Source organism: Saccharothrix sp., assembly GCF_031180885.1.
Classification (GTDB): domain Bacteria; phylum Actinomycetota; class Actinomycetes; order Mycobacteriales; family Pseudonocardiaceae; genus Actinosynnema.
In genome coordinates, this window is sequence record NZ_JAPSLK010000023.1 from 61,427 (window position 1) to 84,644 (window position 23,218).

General features: G+C 71.6%; 20 protein-coding genes. 12 read left to right on the plus strand and 8 right to left on the minus strand.

What is annotated here, in order from left to right; translation table 11 throughout:
* Positions 1–22 precede the first annotated feature (22 nt).
* Positions 23–217, minus strand: a complete 195-nt coding sequence (locus RIN75_RS24540; RefSeq protein ID WP_375296014.1) for a helix-turn-helix transcriptional regulator — start codon at positions 215–217, stop codon at positions 23–25.
* Positions 218–656: 439 nt separating this feature from the next.
* On the opposite strand from RIN75_RS24540, the gene RIN75_RS24545 reads away from it, so the two are divergent.
* The 8 genes from RIN75_RS24545 to RIN75_RS24580 are packed head-to-tail and all read left to right on the plus strand — an operon-like array spanning position 657 to position 9,247.
* Complete coding sequence (locus RIN75_RS24545) at positions 657–1,247, plus strand: cysteine hydrolase (RefSeq protein WP_309114360.1); 591 nt, start codon at positions 657–659, stop codon at positions 1,245–1,247.
* Between the two features lie 28 nt (positions 1,248–1,275).
* Positions 1,276–2,286: a hydrogenase expression/formation protein HypE gene (gene hypE, locus RIN75_RS24550; protein ID WP_309114361.1), complete on the plus strand. Its 1,011-nt coding sequence runs from the start codon at positions 1,276–1,278 to the stop codon at positions 2,284–2,286.
* Positions 2,286–4,616 carry a carbamoyltransferase HypF gene (gene hypF / locus RIN75_RS24555; RefSeq protein WP_309114362.1) on the plus strand — a complete coding sequence of 777 codons (2,331 nt, stop codon included), beginning with the start codon at positions 2,286–2,288 and terminating at the stop codon, positions 4,614–4,616. The genes hypE and hypF overlap by 1 nt, the downstream gene beginning before the upstream one ends.
* Positions 4,613–5,596: an SDR family oxidoreductase gene (locus RIN75_RS24560; RefSeq protein WP_309114363.1), complete on the plus strand. Its 984-nt coding sequence runs from the start codon at positions 4,613–4,615 to the stop codon at positions 5,594–5,596. The genes hypF and RIN75_RS24560 overlap by 4 nt, the downstream gene beginning before the upstream one ends.
* Positions 5,597–5,599: 3 nt before the next feature.
* Positions 5,600–6,727: a DegT/DnrJ/EryC1/StrS family aminotransferase gene (locus RIN75_RS24565; RefSeq protein ID WP_309114364.1), complete on the plus strand. Its 1,128-nt coding sequence runs from the start codon at positions 5,600–5,602 to the stop codon at positions 6,725–6,727.
* Between the two features lie 17 nt (positions 6,728–6,744).
* On the plus strand, positions 6,745–7,203 hold the full coding sequence (locus RIN75_RS24570; RefSeq protein WP_309114365.1) for an NUDIX hydrolase: 459 nt from the start codon (positions 6,745–6,747) through the stop codon (positions 7,201–7,203).
* A complete protein-coding gene (locus RIN75_RS24575) occupies positions 7,200–7,997 on the plus strand; it encodes an inositol monophosphatase (protein ID WP_309114366.1) in 798 nt (265 codons plus the stop codon). Before RIN75_RS24570 ends, RIN75_RS24575 begins: the two co-directional genes overlap by 4 nt.
* Positions 7,994–9,247 (plus strand): MFS transporter, encoded by a 1,254-nt coding sequence (locus RIN75_RS24580; RefSeq protein ID WP_309114367.1) that lies wholly within the window; start codon positions 7,994–7,996, stop codon positions 9,245–9,247. The genes RIN75_RS24575 and RIN75_RS24580 overlap by 4 nt, the downstream gene beginning before the upstream one ends.
* Here the strand turns inward: RIN75_RS24580 and RIN75_RS24585 are convergent.
* From RIN75_RS24585 to RIN75_RS24605, 5 genes are read right to left on the minus strand one after another with little or no spacing between them, the layout of a single operon-like run.
* Positions 9,210–10,526 carry a sodium:proton exchanger gene (locus tag RIN75_RS24585; protein WP_309114368.1) on the minus strand — a complete coding sequence of 439 codons (1,317 nt, stop codon included), beginning with the start codon at positions 10,524–10,526 and terminating at the stop codon, positions 9,210–9,212. The genes RIN75_RS24580 and RIN75_RS24585 overlap by 38 nt on opposite strands.
* Before the next feature lie 37 nt (positions 10,527–10,563).
* Positions 10,564–10,995: a hypothetical protein gene (locus RIN75_RS24590; protein ID WP_309114369.1), complete on the minus strand. Its 432-nt coding sequence runs from the start codon at positions 10,993–10,995 to the stop codon at positions 10,564–10,566.
* A gap of 30 nt (positions 10,996–11,025) precedes the next feature.
* Entirely contained in the window at positions 11,026–12,723 is a 1,698-nt protein-coding gene (locus RIN75_RS24595; RefSeq protein WP_309114370.1) for an ABC transporter ATP-binding protein, read from the minus strand.
* On the minus strand, positions 12,720–14,423 hold the full coding sequence (locus RIN75_RS24600) for an ABC transporter ATP-binding protein (RefSeq protein ID WP_309114371.1): 1,704 nt from the start codon (positions 14,421–14,423) through the stop codon (positions 12,720–12,722). The genes RIN75_RS24595 and RIN75_RS24600 overlap by 4 nt, the downstream gene beginning before the upstream one ends.
* The gene (locus tag RIN75_RS24605; protein WP_309114372.1) at positions 14,423–15,322 is read right to left on the minus strand and encodes an alpha/beta hydrolase; all 900 of its coding nucleotides are present in this window, start codon (positions 15,320–15,322) and stop codon (positions 14,423–14,425) included. Before RIN75_RS24605 ends, RIN75_RS24600 begins: the two co-directional genes overlap by 1 nt.
* A gap of 96 nt (positions 15,323–15,418) precedes the next feature.
* Between RIN75_RS24605 and RIN75_RS24610 the strand changes: the two genes are divergently transcribed.
* The 4 genes from RIN75_RS24610 to RIN75_RS24625 all read left to right on the plus strand — a co-directional run bounded on the left by RIN75_RS24610 (position 15,419) and on the right by RIN75_RS24625 (position 19,845).
* The gene (locus RIN75_RS24610) at positions 15,419–16,447 is read left to right on the plus strand and encodes a helix-turn-helix domain-containing protein (protein WP_309114373.1); all 1,029 of its coding nucleotides are present in this window, start codon (positions 15,419–15,421) and stop codon (positions 16,445–16,447) included.
* Between the two features lie 38 nt (positions 16,448–16,485).
* Positions 16,486–17,742: a SpoIIE family protein phosphatase gene (locus tag RIN75_RS24615; RefSeq protein WP_309114374.1), complete on the plus strand. Its 1,257-nt coding sequence runs from the start codon at positions 16,486–16,488 to the stop codon at positions 17,740–17,742.
* A 163-nt stretch (positions 17,743–17,905) separates the two neighbouring features.
* On the plus strand, positions 17,906–18,337 hold the full coding sequence (locus tag RIN75_RS24620; RefSeq protein ID WP_309114375.1) for a hypothetical protein: 432 nt from the start codon (positions 17,906–17,908) through the stop codon (positions 18,335–18,337).
* Positions 18,338–18,447: 110 nt separating this feature from the next.
* On the plus strand, positions 18,448–19,845 hold the full coding sequence (locus tag RIN75_RS24625; protein ID WP_309114402.1) for an ATP-binding protein: 1,398 nt from the start codon (positions 18,448–18,450) through the stop codon (positions 19,843–19,845).
* A 322-nt stretch (positions 19,846–20,167) separates the two neighbouring features.
* Here RIN75_RS24625 and RIN75_RS24630 read toward each other — a convergent pair whose 3' ends face one another.
* Together RIN75_RS24630 and RIN75_RS24635 are read right to left on the minus strand one after the other, a co-directional pair.
* Complete coding sequence (locus RIN75_RS24630) at positions 20,168–20,785, minus strand: glyoxalase (RefSeq protein WP_309114376.1); 618 nt, start codon at positions 20,783–20,785, stop codon at positions 20,168–20,170.
* A 101-nt stretch (positions 20,786–20,886) separates the two neighbouring features.
* Positions 20,887–23,097 carry a germacradienol/geosmin synthase gene (locus RIN75_RS24635; RefSeq protein WP_309114377.1) on the minus strand — a complete coding sequence of 737 codons (2,211 nt, stop codon included), beginning with the start codon at positions 23,095–23,097 and terminating at the stop codon, positions 20,887–20,889.
* Between the last annotated feature and the right edge of the window lie 121 nt (positions 23,098–23,218).

Sequence of the window (23,218 nt, forward strand, 5' to 3'; positions counted from 1 at the left end):
ACCGGCCTGATCGCGTGTCTGGTCAGGCCGGTTCGGCTACGGGCGGGCCGAGGCGGGGCCGCAGGGCGTCGCGGCCGGTGACCTTGAGCTTGCGGTAGGCCTTGGTCAGGTGCTGTTCGACCGTGCTGACCGTGACGTAGAGGCGTTGCGCGATCTCCCGGTTGGTCAGGCCGCGCGCGGCCAGGGCGCTGACGCGCAGTTCGGCGTCGCTGAGCACGCCGGCCGGGTCGGGCGGCTCGGGTTCCCTAGCCGAATGGTCAGCTCCGATCAGGTCGAGGTTTTGTGTGCGGCGGAGTCCGAAACGGACTGGCGTGGGGGGTGTTCGCGGGTATTCGGACCGGACGGTGGAATCGGGGCGCGGCCGGTTGTCGGTGTGTTCCGAGGCGGGTTGGGGAGTGGTGGTTGCTCCGGACCCGGAGGGTTTCGGGGTGTGAGTGAATGCGGGGTTTGCGGCGTCTACGACGTGTGAGTGACGTACTTGTCTGAACCACTCGGCAGGCGCTAGGGTCCGCTGTGAACGAGTTGCGACTCATGTCCGATCGTGAGTCGATCCAGGGGGAACCTCGATAGGGCCGACCCGGTCCCGGCGCATTTTCCACTTGTCGTACGTCCGCGCCCTATTCCGCGAACCCCCGAATCACAACAGGGGAGATCTCATGGGCAAGATCGCCGTCCTGACCAACGACCTCCAGGGTGACGTGGTTTTCCTGACCCCGGAACGCACCGCCGTGATGAAGGAGGCCCAACCGCACTACACCGGGTTCCTGGACGAGATGCGCAAGCGCGGTCACACCGTCTACCACCTGCAGCTCATCAACCTGCCGGACGACCCCAACGCCAACCGCCGGGCCGACGGGACCCTCCCGCTCCAGCGCGGCACGGAAGGCGCGGAGATCCTTCCCGAGTTCCTCGGCGAAGGGGACGTGGTGGTCGAGAAGAACAAGGACAGCGGTTTCTACGAGACGGAGCTGCACGACCTGCTGCAAGCGGCCGGGGTGGACACCGTGCTGGTCACCGGGCTGCAGACGCAGATCTGCGTGCAGACCACCGCGGCCGACGCGTTTTTCCGCGGCTACAACGTCTGGGTGCCCTCCGATTGCGTCGTCTCCGACAACCCGGCGGACCGCGACCGCTCCCTCACCTGGCTCAGCGGGTATTGCGCCACGGTCGCGGATTCGAAGGAGATCCTGGACGTTCTCGACGCGCAGGACGCGCTGCCTCGACGGGTTGCCAAGACGCTTCCCTGAACCAAAGTCACAAAAGGAAGGACCTGTGATGGCGAGCCTCGATGAGGTCGTCCTGGACCACGGCAGCGGGGCCAAGCTCAGCGGCGACCTGATCTCCCTCGTCGTCGACACCCTCGGCGAGGTCTACACCGGCGAGATGGAGGACAGCGCCGTGCTGTCACCGCCCGCCGGCCGGATCGCGATGACCACGGACTCGTTCGTCGTCGACCCGCCGTTCTTCGGCAACGGCAACATCGGCAAGATCGCGGTCTGCGGCACGGTCAACGACCTCGCCGTCGTCGGCGCCCGACCGCTCTACCTCACCCTCGGCATGATCCTGGAGACCGGCCTGCCGATGGCCCGCCTCCTCGAAGTCGTCACCGCGATCCGCGACACCGCGCTCGAAGCCGGCGTCCAGATCGTCTGCGGTGACACCAAAGTGGTCCGCAAGGGCGAGGTCGACCAGATCTACCTCAACACCGCCGGCGTCGGCGTCTTCGAACGCCCGCCGCTGCGGATGCGGGACGTGCGGGCGGGCGACCGGGTGATCCTGAGCGGACCGATCGGCAACCACACCGTGCACCTGCTGTCCATCCGCGAAGGTCTCGGGTTCGAGCAACGCGTGCTCAGCGACTGCGCGCCGCTCAACGGGCTCCTCGACCACCTCTTCGACCAGGTCGGAGAGGGTGCCGTGCGGTCGGTGCGGGACGTGACGCGCGGTGGGTTGGCGGCGGTGCTGCACGAGTACGCGAAAGCGTCCGGGCGCACCATCAGGTTCGACAAGGAAAAGCTGCCGATCCAGTTCGAGACCGTGATGGCCACGGACATGCTGGGGATCAACGCGATCCACGCCGCCAACGAGGGCTGCCTGTGCCTGTTCGTCGACCCCGCAGCGGAGGACCGCGTCCTGGCTGCTCTCCGCGCCCACAAGTACGCCGCCGAAGCGGTGTCCATCGGCGAGGTGACGGCCGGGGAAGGCCCGGTCGTGCTGATGCGCGAGGACGGGCGGGACTCGGTGGTCGAAGAACTCCAGGGCGCCGAACTGCCCAGGCTCTGCTGATGGCCATGTCGGACAGCGACATCCGGCGGCGCGTCCGCGTCGTGGGCGTGGTGCAGGGCGTGGGGTACCGGCCGTTCGTCTACAAGCTCGCGCTCCGGCACGGCCTGACCGGCTGGGTGCTCAACGACCCGGAGGGCGTGCTGGTCGAGGTGCAGGGCCGGCCCGGCGAGGTGGCCCGCTTCACCGAAGGGCTCAGCGCCCAGGCGCCACCCCAGGCCCGCGTCACGTCGGTGCACGCGGAGGGCGTCCCCACCACCCACGAGGACGGCTTCACCATCCGCGAGAGCGTCCACAATGGACTCCGGACCACCCTGGTCCCCACGGACTCGTACGTGTGCGCGGACTGCCTCGACGAGTTGCGCGACCCGAACGACCGCCGCCACCGCTACCCGTTCATCAACTGCACCAACTGCGGCCCGCGCTACTCCCTCATCCGGGACCTGCCCTACGACCGGGCGGCCACGACCATGGCCGTCTTCACCATGTGCGAGCCCTGTGCCCGCGAGTACGCCGACCCGCTGGACCGCCGCTACCACGCCCAGCCCAACGCCTGCCCGGTCTGCGGCCCCCGTCTTCTCACCAAAGGCCCGGACGAGACGACCGCCGAGGGCGAGGAAGCCTTCCAGCAGGCCGTGAAAGCGCTTACCGAAGGCGGGATCGTCGCGGTCAAGAGCGTCGGCGGGTTCCACCTCGCCGTGGACGCCCGCAACGCCGACGCGGTCACCCGGCTGCGCCGGCGCAAGCGGCGGGACGCCAAGCCGTTCGCCGTGATGGCCCGCGACCTGGCGACCGTCGAGGCCTTCGCCGAGGTCCGGCCCGCCGAAGCGGACCTGCTCCGCTCCCCCGCCCGCCCCATCGTGCTGCTGCGCAAGCGCCCCGGCGGCCTGCCCGAGCAGATCGCACCGCGCAACCCCAACCTGGGTGTGATGCTGCCCTCCGCGCCGCTGCACCACCTGCTCGTCGACCACCCCGGCCTGGACACCCTGGTCATGACCAGCGGCAACATCTCCGGCTACCCCATCGTCCACCGCAACGAGGACGCGCTCGCCCAACTGCCCCGGGTCGCCGACCTCGTCCTCTACAACGACCGGGACATCGAGGTCCGCGTGGACGACTCGATCGTCCGCTACTCCGAGCACCCCGACCTCCCCGAGCCGATCACCAGCTTCATCCGCCGCTCGCGCGGCTACGCCCCCTACCCCGTCGAGATCGGCACCGACCTCGCGCCCCTCGTCGCCTACGGCGCCGAACTGAAGACGACGGTGGCGTTGACCAGCGGTTCCCGGGTCTACGTCAGCCAGCACATCGGGGACATCAAGAACGACGAGACCTTCGGCGCGCACAAGGCCGCCGTGCGCCACCTCGCCGACCTGCACGACCTGCGCCCCCGGCACGCCGCCGTGGACCTGCACCCCCAGTTCCGCGCGACGCGCTTCGCGTTCGAGGAGCAGGGCGGCGCGTTCGAGCAGGTCGTCCAAGTCCAGCACCACCACGCGCACATGGCGTCCTGCATGGCCGAGAACCGGTTGCACGGCACGACGATCGGCGTGATCTTCGACGGGGCCGGGTACGGCCTCGACGGCACCACGTGGGGCGGTGAGCTCCTGGTCGGCGACTACCGAAAGTTCCGCCGCGTCGCGCACCTGCGGACCGTGCCGCTGCTCGGCGGGGACAAGGCGGTCGCCGAACCCATCCGGACCGGGTTCGCGCTGGCGCTGGACGCGCTCGGGGACGCCGCGCTCGACGCGTTCCCGGTCCTGCGCACCCTCGACGACCAGCAGCGGCACGTCTTCGCCGCGATGGCCCGGCGCGGCATCAACTCGCCGCCCGCCTCCAGCATGGGCCGGCTGTTCGACGGCGTGGCCGCGCTGCTGGGCATCACCACGCACGCCGAGTACGAGGCGCACGGCCCGATCGAGCTGGAAGGCCTGCTGCGCCGCGACTTCACCCGCGCCGCCGACCCCTACCGCTTCGACCTGGCCGACCGGGACGGCGTCACCGAGATCGACCCCCGTCCGGTCATCCGGGCCATCGCCGCCGACCTGGCGCGCGTCGACCCGGAGGTGATCAGCAGGCAGTTCCACACCGCGGTGGTCGACGTGGTCGTGGACCGGTGCCGAGCGGTCGGCGACACGGAGCGGGTGGTGCTGTCCGGCGGTGTCTTCCTGAACGAGTTCCTGCTGGTCAACTGCCTGGTGGCGCTGCGCGCGGCGGGGTTCGACGCGCACTGCCACCGGCAGGTGCCGACCAACGACGGCGGCATCGCCCTGGGCCAGGTCGTGGTGGCGAACGCCCGCCTGGCGCCGGACCGAGGAGTGGAGGTGTCATGAAGAAGTACCTGATCACCGGCGGGCGCGGGTACGTGGGGTCGGTGCTGACCCGGCGCCTGCACCGGTCCGGGGCGGCGGTCGTGGTGGTGGACAACGGGCTGGTCGGCGGGCCGGAACTGGACCTGCCCGGGGTCACCTACGTCGACGGCGACGTCCGCGAGGTCGGTGCGTGGGAAAACGCTTTCAAGGGTGTGGAGGCGGTGGTGCACCTGGCCGCGATCGTCGGCGACGGGGCGTGCGGCGTCGACACCGACACCGCGTGGGCGGTCAACTACCTGGGCACCATCCGGGTCGCCGAGGCCTGCCGGCGGGCCGGGGTCCGGGAGTTGGTCTTCGCGTCCACGTGCAGCAACTACGGCGTCACCGAGGACACGGAGGTGGACGTCTGGTCGCCCATGGCACCCCAGTCCACCTATGCGGAGACGAAGGTGATGTCCGAGCACTACCTGCTGTCCCTGCCGCGTGACGTCCTCGGCACCCGCCTGCTGCGCTTCGCCACCATCCACGGCCTGTCCCCGCGGATGCGGTTCGACCTCGCGGTGAACGTGATGACCGCCGACGCGGTGACCCGCGGCCGGGTCACCGTGCACGGCGGCACCCAGTGGCGGCCGTTCCTGCACGTCGAGGACGCGGCGGAGGCCGTGCGGCTGGTGCTGGGCGACGGCCGGCGGGCCGCGCCGAGCGTCTACAACGTCGGGTCCGGCGAGGAGAACCACCGCCTCGACGCGATCGGCGAGCTGATCGCGGGCGAGGTCCCGGGCACGCGGGTGGAGATCCGCGCCGAGCAGACCGACCCGCGCGACTACCGGGTGAACTTCGACCCGATCGGGCGGGACCTGGGGTTCACGCCGAGCCTGCGGGTCGTCGACACCGTCCGGGACATCCGGGACGCCATGCACGGCGGGGAGTTCGCCGACTACGACTCCCCGCGGTACAGCAACTACCTGACCGCGGTCGCCGCCGTCCACAGAGGAGCCTGACCGGTGAACACCCGTCGCCCGCCGCGCTTCCCCGAACCCGTCCCGCTGACCCGCCCCACGGTGGACGCCGACACCGACCTGGAACCCGCGCTGAAGGAGGTCTTCCGGTCCGGGATGCTCACCAACGGCCGGCACGTGCGGGAGTTCGAGGAGGCCGCGGGCGCCTACCTCGGCGGCGTGCACGTGGTGGCGGTCAGCAGCTGCACGACCGGGTTGATGCTGGTCCTGCGCTGCCTGGGCCGGTCCGGGGACGTCGTGGTGCCCAGCTTCACGTTCATGGCCACCGGTCACGCCGTCGCCTGGGCGGGCCACGGGGTCCGCTTCGCCGACGCCGACCCGCGCACGTGGACGCTGGACCCGGACGCGGTGGCCCCGCTGGAGGCCTCGGCCGTCCTGGCCGTGCACACCTTCGGCGTCCCGTGCGACGCCGACCGGTTGCAGGCGCTGTGCGATTCCCGGGGCATACCACTCATCTTCGACGCCGCGCACGGATTCGGCAGCCGGTACCCGGACGGGACGATGGTCGGCGGCAAGGGTGTGGCCGAGGTGTTCAGCCTCAGCCCCACCAAGACGCTGAGCACCGGCGAGGGCGGCCTGATCACCACCCGCGACGCCGCTTTCGCCGCCGAACTGCGCACCGCCCGCGAGTACGGCAACCCGGGCGACTACGACAGCAGGTTCATCGGGCTCAACGGCCGCATGACCGAGGTCTCGGGGCTCATGGGTGCGCACGCCATGAAGAGTTTCCCACGCTGGCTCCACATCAGACAGTCCCTTGTGGACATCTACCGGCGGCGACTGTCCGAACTGCCGGGTCTGGAGTTCCAGGAAGTCCCGCCAGGCGCCGTGAGCGCTTACAAGGACCTGGCGATCCGGGTGGACCCGACCCGGTTCGGCATGGACCGCGACGAACTGGCCGCGCGGCTGGCGCGGGAGAACGTCAGCACCCGCAAGTACTTCAGCCCCGCGCTGCACCGGCAGACCGCCTACCGGGACGTCACCGGCCCGGACCTGCCGGTGACCGACGCCCTGGCGTCGAGCATGATCACGCTGCCGCTCTACTCGCACATGCCCGCGCACCTCGTGGACCGCATCTGCGACCTCGTCCACGACCTGCACGCGGGCCGCTGAACCGACACGGAGGCATCGTGAACGACTACGTGGCCGAACTGCGCGCGCTGGTCGGGACCCGGCCGCTGATCCTGCCCGGGACCTCGGTCGTGGTGACCGACCCCGCCGGCCGGGTGCTGCTGCTGGCCCGGGTCGACACCGGCGGGTGGGGGCTGCCCGGCGGGCTCATGGAGCCCGGCGAGTCCTTCGAGGAGACCGGGCGGCGGGAGGTCGAGGAGGAAACCGGCCTGGTCGTGGACGAGTTGAGCCTGCTCGGGGTCTTCTCCGGCGCGGACTACTACTACCGCTACCCCAACGGCGACGAGATCTTCAACGTCACCGTCGCCTACGTGGCGCGGTTGCCGCATGAAGCCTCCATCGCCTTGGACACCGAGGAGAACAGCACCTGGCGGTTCTTCGCGCTGGACGAGGTGCCGGATTCGGTGATCTCGCCGGAACGGCCGATCATCGCGGAGTACGCGAAGGCCGTGCGGTGACTCCCGACTACACCGCGTTCCTCGACTCGTGCCTCCGGGAAGCGCTTGCCGTGGCCGTCCGGATGCGCGGTGGGCGTGCGTCGGTGAAGGAGGACCCCAACCAGGTCGTCACCGAGGCGGATCTGGCGTTGAGCGCGTTGCTGACCGGACGGGTCCGGGACACCTTCCCGACGCACGCGATCCTGGAGGAGGAGAGCGGTGCGAGGCCCGGCGACGGGATCACCTGGGTGATCGACCCGTTGGACGGCACCAGCAACTACGCCGCCGGCAGCCCGCTGTACGGGGTGATGATGGCGGCGGTCGGGCCGGAGGGCGTGATCGCGGGCGGTATGGCGCTGCCCGCGTTCGGCACCGTCTACCTCGCCCAGACCGGCCGGGGAGCCACCCGCGACGGGAAAGCGCTTTCTCCGTTGCCTGACACCGCGCCCGACCGGTCGTTGGTGGCCTACGGCATGGACAAAGGCCCGGAGATGGACTTCGAGGGCCGGTTGGTGGCCGCTTTGGGATCCAAGTGCCTGGGCGTGCGGATGAGCAACAGCGTGTTCGACCTGTGCATGGTCGCTGACGGGGCTTATGGGGCGTTCGTGCACCGCAGTTGCCGCATCTGGGACCTGGCGGCGGTGGTGTGCGTGCTTCAGGAGTGCGGCGGTGTCTGCACAGACCTCCAAGGCCGTCCGCTGGACCTGATCGACCCGCTGGCTCAAGCCGACCGGGTCTTCGACGTCTGCCTGGCCACGCCCGCCGTGCACCCCGCCGTGATGGCCGCCGTCCGGTCGGCCGAGGAGGACCGATGAACACCAGGGTGGGCCTGTTCGCCGTGCTCATGGGACTGACGTGCGGGTACGACGCCACCGCCATGGCGGGCGCGTTGCTGCAGGTCACCGACCACTTCGGGCTCACCACCACCGGGCAGGGCTCGCTGTACTCGGCCACCGCCGCCGGGTGGATTGCGGGCGCCCTCTTGGGCAGCCGGCTGGTCACCGCGATCGGCCGTCGCACGACCCTGCTCGTGCTGATCGCGCTGTACCTGGCGGGCACCGGACTGGCCGTGACGGCGGGCGGGCTGGTGTGGCTGGACGCGGGCCGGTTCGTGCAGGGCACCGCGATCGGCATGGCGATCGTGGCGACGCCGGTCTTCATCGCCGAGTCGGCCTCGACCCGCGCCCGTGGCCGGATCGCCGTGCTCTACCAGGTGGCGACCTCGCTCGGGTGCGCGCTGGGCTACTTCGGCGGCTACGTCCTCGCCGACAGCGGGCAGTGGCGGCTGATGCTCGCGATCCCGGGCGCACTCGCCGTGGCCACCGCTGTGCGCCTGCTGCCGCTGCCCGAGACCGACCGGTGGCGCAACCTGCGGGGCGAGCCGCGCCCGACCGGCGTCCTGCGCAGCCTGATCGGCCCCCGGCACCGGAGGCTGACGTTGTTCGTGGTCGCACTCGGGTTCTTCGTGCAGGCCACGGGGATCAACGCGATGGTGTTCTTCAGCCCGCGGATCTTCCAGCACATGGGTTTCACCGACACGTTCGGTCTGCTGGTGCTGCCCGGGTTGGTCCAGCTCGCGGGCGCGGTGGCGGCGCTGGCGTGCGCGTTGACGGTCGACCGGTTCGGCCGCCGGCCCGCCTTACTCACCGGCACCGCGTTGATGGCGTTGGGGCACGCCCTGATGGTGGTGGTGTTCGCGGCCGACTCCCCCGGTGTCGTGGGTTTCGCCGGGCTCGTCGTCTTCGTGGTCGGCTTCAACTCCGGGTTCGGGGCGCTGGTGTGGGTGTTCGCCGCCGAGGGCTACCCGGACCGGCTGCGCGGGGCGGGCGCGTCGGCGATGCTGCTGACCAACCTGACGACCAACCTGGTCGTGGCGCAGTTCTTCCTCGACCTGCTCAACGCCGTCGGCGGCGCCGGGACCTACCTGCTGCTGCTGGGCGTGACCGCGCTGGCGTGGCTGTTCGTGTTCTTCCTGGCCCCGGAGACCAAGGGCCGCTCGCTGGACGAGGTCCAGGCCCACTGGGAGGTCACCGCCGGCCGGTCGGTTCGGCGTCCAGTTCGGTGAGTCGCGTGGTCAGGCCGTCCCGCACGGTCCGCACCGCCGCGCGCCGCACCGCCACCAGGCGGCCGATCGCGAGCACCACGTAGAGCGCCGACAACACCAGGAACACCACCCGGTTCGCCTCGGCGGACAGCGTCACGCTCGCCGCGAACTGCACGACGAACAGCACCAGCAGCCCGGTCGCCCCGACCGCGGTCACGCCCAGGTCGATCAGGACCGCCACCGCGAACAGCGACTGCGCCGCCGTGATCAGCAGTTCCAGCCGCTGGTTGTCGTCCAGCGGCAGCCCGTGGCCGGTGCCGGAGGACAGCGCGAACACGATCGGGATGGTGCCGACCAGCAGCGTCCACTGGTTGACCTTGCTCGACAGCAGGGTGCCCAGCGACTCGGCGGCCTTCAGCCGGGCGGCGAACAGGCACGCCACCACCAGTTCCGGCGACTCGCTGGCGATCGGCGCGACCCACTGGACCAGCAGGAACTCGTCCACGCCCAGCGCGTGCCCGGTGGCGACCAGGTTCTCCGCGAAGTGCTCGGCGGTGGCCAGGATGACCAGCGCGGCCGTGCCGAACAGCACCGCCACCCCCGTCCGCCGCGCGGTCTTGCGCCGGTCGGCGACCCACGCGGCGACCCCGGCCAGGTCGGGCTGCTCGCGCGGCGCCCTGGCCAGCCGCCACACGTAGGCGGCGAAGATCCCGACGAACACGACCGCGTCCACCAGGGTCAGCGACGACCGCAGCGGCAGGGTCAGCGAGTAGAGGGTGGCGAGGCCGAGGAACACGACGTCCACCGCCATCACCGGTTTGAGCGCCACCCGCCCGGGACTCGCCGTCGCACTCCGCCGCCGCGCCCGCACCGCCGCGACCGTCGCCACCAGCACCACCAACGGCCACCCGAACCCGACCAGGATCCGGTTGGCGCCGGTCATGTTGGCCAGCGCCAACGAACACGGGTTCACTCCCCCGTGCTCACAACTCCCCTGTTCGGCGTACTGCTGCCCGGCGCGGAACGTGAACACCAGGTCGACGGCGTACTCCGGCAACACCGCCAGCACCGCCAACACCGCGATCGCCAACCCGGCGCTGAGATCGACCTGCGCCGCCTCCGCCGCCCACGTCAGCAGGAAGGCGGAGGCCACGATCCCGAACCCGAACACCACCGCCGCGACCGGCGCCCCCACCTCCGGGTGCGGCCACCCCAGGTAGTCCGCCGCTCCCAGGTACGTCCCCGGCGCCGCCGCCGCGCCGACGAGCCCCAGCCGTCCCCGGACCGCGCGTGCTCCCATGCGCCCGGGGTTCCCCTCGGCGGCGCGGTGCAGTCGTCTAGCCGCAGCCCGTGGCGGACGGGTCGCGGATCGCCACCAGGTGCACCTCGCCGTTGTCGGTGTTGTGGGCGACGAGGGTGCCCGGGTCGGCGGTCGGCCGGAAGGCCCAGGACGGCGGGACGTCGTCGCGCAGGTCACCCACCGGCGCGGTGGCCGGCGGGCGCACGACGACGTCGGCCACGAGCGTGCCGTCCAGCCGCCACACCAGCACCCGTTCCTGGTTGTCCCGCCACGTGACGACCCGGTCGTCGCCCAGCGCCACGTGGACGCGCTCCCGGCCGTCCACGGTGGTGACCGTCGCGCCGTCCACCAGGACGTGCGCGGCGGTGATCACGCGCGGACCGTCGGCGGTGGCCACGGCGAACGCGGCACCCACCGGACGGCCACGGCGGTCGGCGACGCGGAGCAGCGCGGCGGCCAGCAGGTCCACGCCGTCAGGTTACGTCGCCGACGCCCCGTTTCAGCCCACCGCGGACAGCGCCCAGAAGTCCGCGTACCGGCCGCCCCGCTGGAGGAGTTCGTCGTGCGTGCCCTCCTCGACCACGCGGCCGCGGTCGAGGAACACGATCCGGTCGGCCCGCCGCACGGTCCGCAGCCGGTGCGCCACCATCACCACGGTCCGCCCGGCCATCAGCCGCTCGACGCCCTCGTGCACCGCCGCCTCGTTGACCGGGTCCAGCGCCGAGGTCACCTCGTCCAGCAGGACGATCGGCGCGTCCTTCAGCAGCGCGCGGGCGATCGACACGCGCTGGCGCTCGCCGCCGGACAGCAGCGCCCCGCCCTCGCCGACGCCGGCCGACCACCCGCCGGGCAGCCGTTCGACCACCTCGTCCAGCCGGGCCGCCTTCGCCGCCGCGCGGACCTCGGCGTCGGTGGCGTCGGGACGGCCCAGGCGGACGTTGTCCTCCACGGTGCCGTCGAACAGGTAAACCTCCTGGAAGACGATCGCGATCTTGGACATCAGCACGTCCGGGTCGATCATCCGCACGTCCACGCCGCCCACGCGGACCGCGCCCGCGTCCACGTCGTGGAAGCGCGCGAGCAGGTGCAGCAGCGTGCTCTTCCCCGCCCCGGACGGGCCGACGACCGCAAGCCGATGCCCGTGCGGCACCCACAGCGACAACCCGTCGACCACAGTCCGGTCGCCGTGGCGGAAGGTGACCTCCTCGAACGAGAGGTCGTGGTGCGACGGCTCCACCGGTTGCGGCGCGACCGGCAGGGGCTCGGTGCGGAACACCGCGTCCAGCCTGGCCAGTTCGGCGAACGCGGCCCGCAACGCGCCACCGACCTCGGACAACGCCAGCAACGGGTCCGCGCACCGGGCCGCCAGCACGAGCGTGGCCAGCACCTCCGCCGCCCCGATCTCCCCGCCCAGCGCCAGGTACGCGCCCAGCGCCGCCAACGCGGTGAACACCGCCTGCACCGTCAACGCCGACCCGACCACACCCGGCAGCGCGGACAGCGCCGACCGGCGGGACGCGCGGTGGAGGCCGCGCAGCGAGTCGTCCAGCAGCCGGAACCGCTCGCCGGTCCGGCCGCCGGCCCGCAGCACCGGCTGGGCCTCGATGTACTCGATGACCCGCGCGGCGGCGTCGTGCTCGCGGGCGGCGCGTTCGGCGTCGGTGGCGACGCTGCGGCGGGCCGCGAACACCTGCACCGCGGCCACGACCGGCACGGCGGCCAGCGCGGCGAGCCCCAGCTGCCAGTTGACCGCGAGCATCACCGCGACGATCGTCAACGGCGTCACGCACGCGGAGATGAACGGCGCCAGGAAGTGCGCCGACACGCTCATCGCCTGCAGCACGCCCCGACCGGCCAGCGCCGAGACCTCCCCGACCCGGCCCGCCGTGTACCAGCCGATCGGCAGCCGGGCCAGGTGGTCACCGAGCCGGTGGTAGACCCCGTGCATCACCGAGGTCCCGACCCTGAACCCGGCCAGGTCGCTGACGTAGCGCAGCACCGCGTACCCGGCGACCGCCGTCCCGAACCCGAGCAGCCACGGCCACGCGTCCCCGCCGCCGAACAGCGCCCGCAGCACCGGGACCAGCAGCGCGTACGACAGGCCTTCGGCGATCGCGGTCGCCGCCATCAGCGCCACCGTGCGGCGCATCGGTCCGGCGTACTCGTGCCCGAGCACGCGCGACAACACCGTGATCACTGCGCCACCCCCTTCCACAACTCGGAAAACGTCCCGCCCCGCGCCACCAACTCCGCCGGTGTCCCGCGCTCGACCACCGACCCGTTCTCCAGCACCACCACGGTGTCGGCATCGGCGACCGTCTCCAGCCGATGCGCGATCACGAGCACCGTCCGCTCACCCCGCAACTCCGCGAGCGTCCGGCGCACGGCCTGCTCCGTGCGCGGGTCGGCGAACGCGGTGGCCTCGTCGAGCACCAGGACCGGTGCGTCGGCCAGCAGGGCGCGAGCCAGCGAGAGGCGTTGCGCCTCACCGCCGGACAGGCCCGCGTCCTCGCCGATCACCGAGTCGTAGCCGCGCGGCAGTTCCAGGATCCGGTCGTGGATGCCGGCCCGGCGGGCGGCGCGGACCACGTCCTCGCGGTCGGCGTGCGGCACGGCCAGCGCGATGTTGTCCGCGACCGACGCGCGCAGCAGGTGGACGTCCTGGAAGACGAAGGACACCAGGCGGTTGCGGTCGCGGTCGGCCAGGTCGCGCAGGTCGACCCCGCCGAGGGTGACCGCGCCGTGCGTCGGGTCGAAGAACCTCGGCAGCAGCCGGATCAGCGTGGACTTGCCGCTGCCGGACGGGCCGACCAGCGCGGTGAACGCGCCCGGCTCCAGGACCAGGTCGACGCCGCGCAGCACCTCGTGGTCGTCGTCGTAGCCGAACCGGACGCCGCGCAGCTCCACCCGGTGGCCTTCCGGCGTGGCCGGGTGCGCGGGCTCGGGCAGCGGCGGCACCGCCAGCACGTCCCGGATGCGCCCGACCGCGCGGTGGGCGGCCTGCATGTCGTCGAACCCGTGCCCGAGGCTCGCGACCGGGGCGGTCAACCCGAGCCCGAGCAGCAGGAACGGCAGCAGGTCGGCCGGCGCGAGACTGCCGTCGCCGATCAGCACCGCGCCCCCGGTCAGCACCGCCAGCAGCACGAACGGCGGCGACAGGGCCAGCTGCATGCCCGCGGCGATCCCGGAGACACCGCGCACCCACCGGCTGAACGTGCCGACGAACTCGTCCGCGGCGGTCCGGAACCGGCGGTGCGCGCGCCCGGCCCCGCCGAACGCCTTCACCACCGCGATCCCCCGCACGAACTCCACCACGGAGTCCGAGATCCGCCCCATCGCGCCGTCGAACTCCTCCTGCTCGCGCCGCCGGGCCGGGGTCATCATCAACGGCACCAACGCGATCGCGAGCAGCACCGGCCCGAGGGTGATCAGCGTCAGCCGCCAGTCCACGGTGAGCAGGTAGACCAGCGACACCAGCGGCACGACGAACGCCGCCACCATGTCACCGGGGGTGTGGGCGATGAACGGGTGCACGGCGCTCACGTCCTCCCCCACGACCTTGGCCAACTCGCCCGTCCGACGGCCGGAGAGCCACCCGATCGGCACCCGCCCGAGCTGCTCGGCCAGTCGACGCCGGAACGACAACTGCACCCGCCCGTCCAGGAGATGCCCGACCCCGGACGACGCGGCCGTGAACACCAGCCGCACGAACAACCCGACCGCGCCGGCAAGGACGACGAACCACACCCGGCCCTCGTCGAGCGGGCCCGCCTGGAGCAGCAGCCGACCGAGCTCGACCACCGCGAGCAACGGCACCAGCCCGGCCACCGCCCCCACCACCTGGAACACCACGACCAGCGCGAACGAGCCCACGAACGGGCGCACCAGAACGCCCATCAGCCCGCCAGCCCACGACGCAGCGCCGCACCCAGCTCGGCGATCTGCCGCTGGGACACCTCCGCCGACAAGATCGCCTGCGACCCGTGGAACGTCCCCGGCCACTGGTGCAACTCGACCGACACGCCCGCCTGCAACAGGCGCAGCGCGTACGCGATGTTCTCGTCCCGGTTGGGGCAGAACTCCGCCGACGCGATGTAGGCGGGCGGCAGCCCGGACAGGTCGGTCGCGCGGGCCGGCGCCGCGTACGGCCCCACCTCCGCGACACCGCTCAGGTAGTGCCGCCACGCCCAAGCCACTTTCGCCCGGTTCATCCAGGGCGTGTCGGTGAAGTTCCGCGCCGACCACGAGTCCAGCCGGTCGTCCAAACCGGGCTGGTTCAGCAGCTGGAAGCAGATCCGCGGCCCGTTCTCGTCGCGCGCCCGCAACGCCAGCGCCGCCGCCAACCCACCGCCCGCGCTGTGCCCGCCGACCGCGATCCGCGCGGGATCGATCCCCCACTCGTCGGCCTGCTCGACCGCCCAGCGCAACACCGCCCACACGTCGTCCAGGGCCGCCGGGTACGGGTTCTCCGGCGCCAACCGGTACCCGACCGACACCACAACCGCACCCGACCGCTCCGCCATCCGCGCGGCCCACGGGTGCTCGGTGTCGACGTCCCCCATGACGAACCCGCCACCGTGCAGCCACAGGACCGCACCCTGCGCCGACCGGGGCCGGTAGACCCGCACCGGCACGTCCGGTTCGGCGGGCACGGTCCGGTCCTCGACCACCATGTCCGCGACGTCCGGCGCGGCCACCGAGGCGGCCAGGGCGCCGAACTTCGCCCGCGCGGCGGCCGGGTCGCTCAGGTCGGTGTCGGGGAACAACGGGACGAAGGCTTCCAACTCGGGATCCATGCCTTCATCCAAACGACCCGCGCCGAGATGATCATCCGCCACCCGTAGCGGGTCCGACCGTGATCGCGCACCGTTCGGTGCACCTATCCTGGCCGCATGGAGGCACTGGCCCAACGGTTGTCGCATCTGGACACGCACGTGGAGGGTGCCCTCCGCGTGGTCATGTTCTACGACACCCTCATGCGCCGCCGAGTGGACCTCCCCGCCCTGACCAGGGCTTCGGCGAACCTGGCCGAGTGCGTGACGGGCTACCGCCTGCGCGGCGCGGACACCACCACCCGCTTCTCCCCGGACGGCACCCCCGCCACGACCGACCCGTCCCCGGCCTCCTCCACCGCTCCCATCACCCTCGACGGCGAGGAGATCGGCACCGTCTGGCTGGAACGCCCGGGCCCGCCCAACCCCCTCGACGAGGTCGTCCTGGACCGCCTGGCCATCGCCGCCGCGGCCGTGGTCGAACGCTACGGCCCCGCCCGCACCACCATGGCCGACCCGGCCCTGGTCGAACTCGTCATCAGCCCGGACACCGACGAACCCGCCAGAACCAGAGCCCTGCGGCTGCTGGGCTTCCCGCCCGACATCCCCGTCCAGGTAGCAGCCATCCGATCACCCTCCCCTTTGGACCAGCTGGCAACCCGCCTCTGCCCCACCCGCCCGGTCAAAGCCGCTCCTCTGGGCGAGGTGGGAGCCATCCTCGCCCCGGCCCTCGACCCGACCCGCTTCCCCGAAGACGCCAAAGCCGGCCTGGGCACCGCCACCAACCCCCACACCTCCTGGCAACAAGCCCGAACCGCCCTGAAATTCACCACGAAACGCAACCCGGTCGTCCACTACAACGACCTGGGCGCGCTGACCCTCCTGTCCCAAATCCCACAAGACACGATCCGCACCAACCCGGACGTCACCACGATTTCCCAACTCACCGAAGACGACCTGGAAACCCTGGACGCGTACTGCACCACAGGCTCCCTCCGCCGGGCCGCCGACCTGCTGCACCTCCACCACACCAGCGTCGCCCGCCGCCTGGACCACCTGAGCAAGGCCTTCACCACCGACCTCACCACCCCCACCGGCCTGACCAGAGCACGCATCGCCCTGACCACCTGGCGTCTTCTCGACGCGTGAAAACGGCACCAAGTATGGTCGTGGCACGAGCGGGGGACGTGGACGGAGTCGTGATGGACGTCAGCCGGGGTTCCGAGACGCGGCTGCGCTTCCTGGAGGCCATCACCGACAGCGCCCTCCGGGAACTCGACCTGGACAAGCTGTTCGAAGTCCTGCTCACCAAGGTCCGCGACCTCCTCGCGGTCGACACCGTCACCGCCCTCCTCACCGACCTGGGCGGCACCCAACTGGTCGCCCGCGCCACCGTCGGCCTGGAGGAAGAGGTCTTCCAGGGCGTCCGGGTCGCCCTCGGCACCGGCTTCGCCGGCCGGGTGGCCCAGCTCCGCGAGCCCGTGCAGATCTCGCACGTGGACGAGTCGACGGTCGTCAACCCCCTGCTCTGGAAGCGCGGCCTGCACGCCCTCCTGGGCGTCCCGATGATCGCCGAGGACGACCTCGTCGGCGTGCTGCACATCGGCAGCACCACGGACCGCCGGTTCACCGACGACGAGGTCGACCTGCTCCAACTCGTCGCCGACCGGCTCGCCGTGGGCGTCTACGCGCACCGCTCCCGGTCCGAACGGGCCGCCGCCGCAGTGCTCCAGAACAGCCTCCTGCCCTCCCGCCTGCCCACGACGGAGGGGTGGGGCATGGCCGCCCGGTACGTGCCCGGCGCGGACAGCGGGGTCGGCGGCGACTGGTACGACGTGTTCCAACTGCCCGGCAACCGCACCGGCCTGGTCATCGGGGACGTGGTCGGCAGCGGCCTGGCCGCCGCGATCGTGATGGGACGCCTGCGCAGCGCCCTGCGCGCGTACGCCCTGGAGTTCGAGGACCCCGCCACGGTGCTGGGTCGGCTGGACCGCAAGGCCGCCCACTTCGAGCACCACAGCATGGCCACGGTCGCCTACGCGGTGATCCACACCGACACCGGCCGCATGGACCTCGCCCTCGCCGGCCACCTGCCTCCGGTGCTGGCCGTGCCGGGCGATCAGGCGCGGTTCGTCGAGACCACGGTCGACCCGCCCATCGGCTACCGCCTGGCCGTCACCGGCCGCCACCGCACCAGCGTCGACCTGCCGCCCGGCGCGCTGGTCGCCCTCTACACCGACGGCCTCGTGGAACGCCGCGACGAGGACCTGGACGAGCGCCTGGAACTGCTCCGCCAGTCGGTCGTCCCGACCGCGCCGGAACTCGCGTGCGCCCGCATCATGGCCAACCTGGTCGGCGACCACCCCGCGACCGACGACATCGCCCTGCTCACCGTCCGCCACACCCCACTTCTCCCGTCCGACGCCGCCGCGGGGTTCCGCTGACCACCCCGATAACGACTCGGCGATTCCGCCGCCCGACCACGCCCGCCCTCGGCACGCTCCCCGCCGTGGACAGACTCAAGGCCGCGGCACGCCGGCTCGACGCACGCCAGTTCGCCGCCTACGCGGCAGGACCCCCCACCCGGCCGAACCGACCCCGCACGAAGTGGCGCTCGACTTCGAGTTCAACGCCGGCGCCTCCGACCACGGCCTGCGCCGCCGCCGGCGCCTCGTCCTCGGCCTCCCCCTCTGGGGCGTCCTCGAGCCGCAACAACGCGTAGCACTGCCGGCCCACGAGATGGGCCACTTCGTCAACGGCGACCCGACGCGCGGCATCGCGACCTCGCCCGCGCTGGTCACCCCCGGCGTGCTGGCGGACCTGGTCCGACCCAGTTCGTCCCCGACCAGGTCGAGCCCGCTCATGGAAAGTCGACCCTGTGGAACGAGCACCCAGCCGGCCGGCCTGCGCGCCCGGATCGTCGAGGGCCGGCCGCACCAGGAGCCCGCCATCACCCTGTCCGAAGAGGACTCCGCGCGCATCGACACCGAACTGTCCCGCTGGTACGCCCGAGCCGGCCGCGACCTCGTCCGGGACTGACACCCGAAACACACGAACCCGGCAGCCGCCACCCGTGATCAGGGGCATCCCAGGGTTTTCCCGGATGTCGCTGCACCGTTCGACCGCAGAAGATGGGACATGTGGAGGACATGGGGGATGTGAACCCTGAAGATCTCAAAGCACTGGCCCTGGGGTTGCAGCGGTTGTTGCAGCTCGCCGACGGGTTGCGCGAGGCCGACGACCGGCCGCCGCCGTTGATCGCGAAGGTGTTGGACCACCTCGGGTGCGACATGGGCGAGGTCGTGTCGGTGGTGAGCAAGTTCGAGGCCTGGGAGCACGTCAACGTGCACCGCGCGGTGGAGGCCTACCTCGCCGGGCGGACACCCGAGCCCGAGTGGTTCGGGATCAGCGGGCAGCAGCAGGGGTCCGACGACCTGGTGGACATGCTGGTGTCGGCGCGGCGGCAGAAGGCGTTCGACCTCGGGGCGGCGGAGTACGCGACGGCCGCGATCGGGCCCGAGGAGAGCGTGGACGTGGTCCAACTCGGACTCACGCTCACCCGGGCGCCCGACGGCACGCCGGTGCTGGTGGGCATCCGCGGCTACAACGAGTACGGGCCGCCGGCGTGCCGGCTGGAGGTGCTCGCCGGTGACCGGTCCGCCGCCCGCGCGACCGGGGTCGAGGTCGAGCGGCTGATGCGCGAGCACAACGCCCTGCGCGGGCAGGTCCTGGCGTTCGGCGTGGGTGAGCACCGGGGCAACGGCCTCGTCACGTTCCTGCCGCGACCGACCCTCGGCCCGGACGACGTGGTCCTGCCGGACGGCCTGCTCGACTCGATCGAACGGCACGTGGTGGGCATCGCCGAGCACTCGGAGAAGCTGCTCGCCGCCGGCCAGCACCTCAAGCGCGGCCTGCTCCTGCACGGCCCGCCCGGCACCGGCAAGACCCACACCGTCCGGTACCTGATGAGCCGGCTCGAAGACTGCACGGTGATCCTGGTGACCGGCCCGGCGATGCGCTTCCTCAGCCAGGCCGCCGCGCTGGCCCGCAGGCTCCAGCCGTCGATGGTGGTCATCGAGGACGTGGACCTGATCGCCATGGACCGCGACCACCCCCGGAACGGCTCCAGCCCGTTGCTGTTCGCCCTGCTGGACACGATGGACGGGGTGGGCGCGGACGCGGACGTCACGTTCGTCCTCACCACCAACCGCGCGGACGAGCTGGAACGGGCGCTGACCGACCGGCCCGGCCGGATCGACCTGGCGGTGGAGGTGCCCCGGCCGGACGCGGAAGGCCGCTTGCGCCTGCTCCAGTTGTACGGACGCGACGTGGACCTGCGGGCCGACCTCGCCCCGGTGGTCGAGGCGACGGAGGGCGTGACGGCGAGCTTCATCAAGGAACTCCTCCGCCGCGCGGTCCTGGAAGCGTTGCGGCGCAACGGTTCCAGCGTGCCGGTGGTGGGCGACGAACTGCTCGACATCGCCCGCGACATGACCGACCAGCGCCACGCCCTCACCAGCGCCCTGCTGGGCGGCAAGACCGGCTGAGGGCTGTCGGGACGGACCACAACCGCAGCCTGACCGCTTCCCCGCGCGGCGGCTGCTTTGCTTTTGGCTATCAGCCACAGGAAGGGCCTCGGTTCGTCCCCCGTACGGCCTGGGCGCAGCCCAACCGCGCTTCGCCCTTCTTGGCAACCAGCTTTTCCGGTTGCCAAGAAAGGCGAAGGGTGATTGCCTCCGGCAGGCCGTACGGGGGACGAACCGACGCCCTTCCACCCTCGGGGGCCTGCCGCGCGGCGAGCGCTCGCTTTTAGCTTTTGATCTTGAGAGCGCGAAGCGCGTTCCTCCTCACAGCAGCGCGAAGCGCGCGTCAAGCCCCGCGCACGCTGACCGCCGCCCACGGGAACCCGTCGAGGTCGGTGAACGGTTCTGCGTCAGCGACAACCGTCAGCCGGTGCGACCCGCTGCCCTCCGCGCCGACACCCACGTCCTTGGCCAGGGCGCGACGCCGGTAGAGGGCCAGCTTGACCGGCCCGGTGGCGAACTCCGCGTACACCCGCCCGAAGCTCTTGCCCGCCGCGAACCCCCGCCCGGCGTAGAACTTCTTGGCGGCCACCACATCGCCCACCCCCAGCAGCAGCACGACCTCGTCGACCCGCCGGGCGACCGGCCCCTTGTCCTTCTTCGCCGAGGTCGCGATCTTCCAGATCGTGCCGTCCGGCGCCTGCACCACCCCGCCATAGCCCCACAGCGACTTCGCGGCAGGCTTGAGCAACACCGCACCGGCCGCCACCGCGGACTCCAAGTAGCTGTCCACAATGGACGGCTGCGCCACGGTGAGCGCCAGGATGAAGCCGCGGAAGCCCGTGGTGGGCTCGTCCGAGGTGCGGAAGGTCAGCACGCCGTCCAAGCCGAAGGCGGCGGTGTAGAAGCGCTCGGCGGCCCCGGTGTCGGCCACGTCGAGGGTGATGGAGGCGATGTTCGTCATGCCGAGAACGCTAAGCGCCGGCCGCCGCGCGCGGCTTCTCGAATCCTGACCGAAGTGGCTGGGCGGGCTCCCGGGCCACCAGCCGGTCGAACGCGCAACGGTCAGCGGACGCCGGCGGTCAGGTTGCGGAGTGAAGTCGTGCCCAGGCCGGTCGGGCCGCGCAGTGCCGGCACCGCCACCGCACGACCGTCGCCGAAGTGCTCCGCCAACGCGTCGTCGCCGTACCGGTACGTGTTCAGGTGCCACTCGCGAATCCCCACCATCCAGTCCTTGAGCGCCTGGACGCGGTCCGCCAACGCCCGCTGCACGTCGTCGTCCAACGCCAAGTCCTGGACCATGCCGGGCAGTTCCACGTCCACGACGTGTTCGAACTGCGCCAGCCGCGCCTTCTGCAGCTTCTCCACCACCTCGTACGCCCGGTGCACGTCGCAGTCAAGGAAGTTGCGGGCCACGTGGACCAGGTTGTGCATTTCGCCCTGGTACTGGACCTCCTTGCGGTGGGACACCAGGTCGTTGACCATCCACGAGTAGTCGGCGGCCGTGTTCTCCAGGTTCTGGACCGCCCGGGTGCGGCGGACGTGCGGCGGGATGGCGTTCGGCTTGGACAGGTGCGCCATGGCGGCGGTCAGCTCCGAGCCGAAGGTCCGTCGGCGCATCTCCACGTAGTCGACCGGGTCGGGGACGCGGTTGAGGTGCTGGTTCTCCAGTTCCCACAGCCAGGAGTCGAGCATGGTCGTCACCGCCGACCGGAACTCGCGGCGGTGGTCGAGGTCCATGCCGCCGATCGTGCGCTGCCAGAGGTCCGCCAAACCTCGTTCCAGCGGGATGGCCGGGTTCGCCGCGGGCGCGCCCTCGATGGGCATCAACGACTTCAGGCGCGCGGTGAGGGCCTTGGCGCCGCTCATGTCCGGCGTTCGCCCGAACACGGCCGGGTAGTAGTCGTCGCCGTAGGTGCCCCACGTGTACCAGAGCGCGGACAGGTGGACCTCGTCGGACGTGCCCCTGGGGTTGACCACGGCGGAGCACAGGCCGTAGTCGTGCCCCCGGACCATCTCCTCGGTCCAAATCCTGGGCACGTCGTCGAAGAAGCCCATCTCACGCGACCACTCCACCGTGTGGTCCGTCGCCGACTGGTGGTGCGGGCTCGTGGACTTCGGGAACGGCAGGCGCATCTCGGGCCACGGAACCGACGGGACCTCGCTGAACGGGACGTGCGAGAAGCTGCGGAGCCGTTGCGGGGCGGTGTTCAGCAGGGACCGCAGCGCCTGGGTCCCGAGGCCGGTCGGGCCGCTCAACCCGGAGCCGTCCAACGCGCCCTTGTTCATGTAGCGGCTGGACCGCATGTGCCACTCGTGGCCGCCGGACTGCCAGTCCTGCAAGCCTTTCACGTACGCCAGCACGGCCAACCGCCCCGCCGGGTCGATCCCGTGCTCGTCCAGCAGCTTGGGCATTTCGGTCAGCGCGGTGTGCTCGAACTGGTGCAGCCGGGACGTCAGCAGGTCGTTGACCCGCTCGGCGGCCTCCTGCGTCGGCAGGTCCAGGAACTTCTCCAGCACCAGGACGCCGTTGCTCAGCTCGCCCTCGTCGAGCACCTCGCGCTCGTAGGAGAACAGGTCGTTGCGCAGGTGGACGGCGTCGGCGAAGGTGTCCCGCAGGACCGCCAGCGGACGGGTCAGCGCGACGCGGGCGGGCACCTCCATCCCGGTGACGTGCTCGACCAGGTTGGCGCTCCACGGCGCGCCGCCGACCTTGCGGCGCATCTCGACGTACTCGATCGGGTTGGCCAGCCGGCCCTCGCTGATGTTGTGCAGCTCCCACATCGACTCGTCGAGCAGGTGCTTGGTGTTGTCGGCGAACCGGCGGCGCCAGTCCATCGAGTGCGCGGGGACGGTGCGCTCCCAGAGGTCCTTGAGGCCCTTCTCGACCGGGTTCGCGGGTTCCTCGGTGATCACGCCGTTCACCGGCATGAACAGCGGCAGCCGGTCCAGGTAGGCCTGGGCGCCCCGGATGTCGTCCGGGTTGCGCTTGTACAGCTCGACGAAGTGGTCGTCGAAGTAGAAGACCCACACGTACCAGTCGGTGACCAGGTCGAGGTCCTCGGCGGAGGCGTCGGGGTGGGTGTAGGCGCACAGCAGCGCGTAGTCGTGCGACGCGAGGTCGTCGTCGGTCCAGATGACCGTGCCGTGCTGGGGCACGTCGATGAAGTCCATCCGGTGCGCCCACGCCCGGCTGTGCGCGCGGGCCCGGTCGAGGTTGGGGTTCAGCCGTGCCGGGTAGGGCATGTAGAACTCCGGCAACTGGAACGGCTGCATCGACCCCGCACCTCTCTGTCACTGGCCACCGGGGGATCACGCAACCAGTCGCCGGCCGTGGCGGCCAGGGTCGGGGCACCAGATCTACCCGTTCGTGGGCGTCGACCGCTCCACCGGCGCA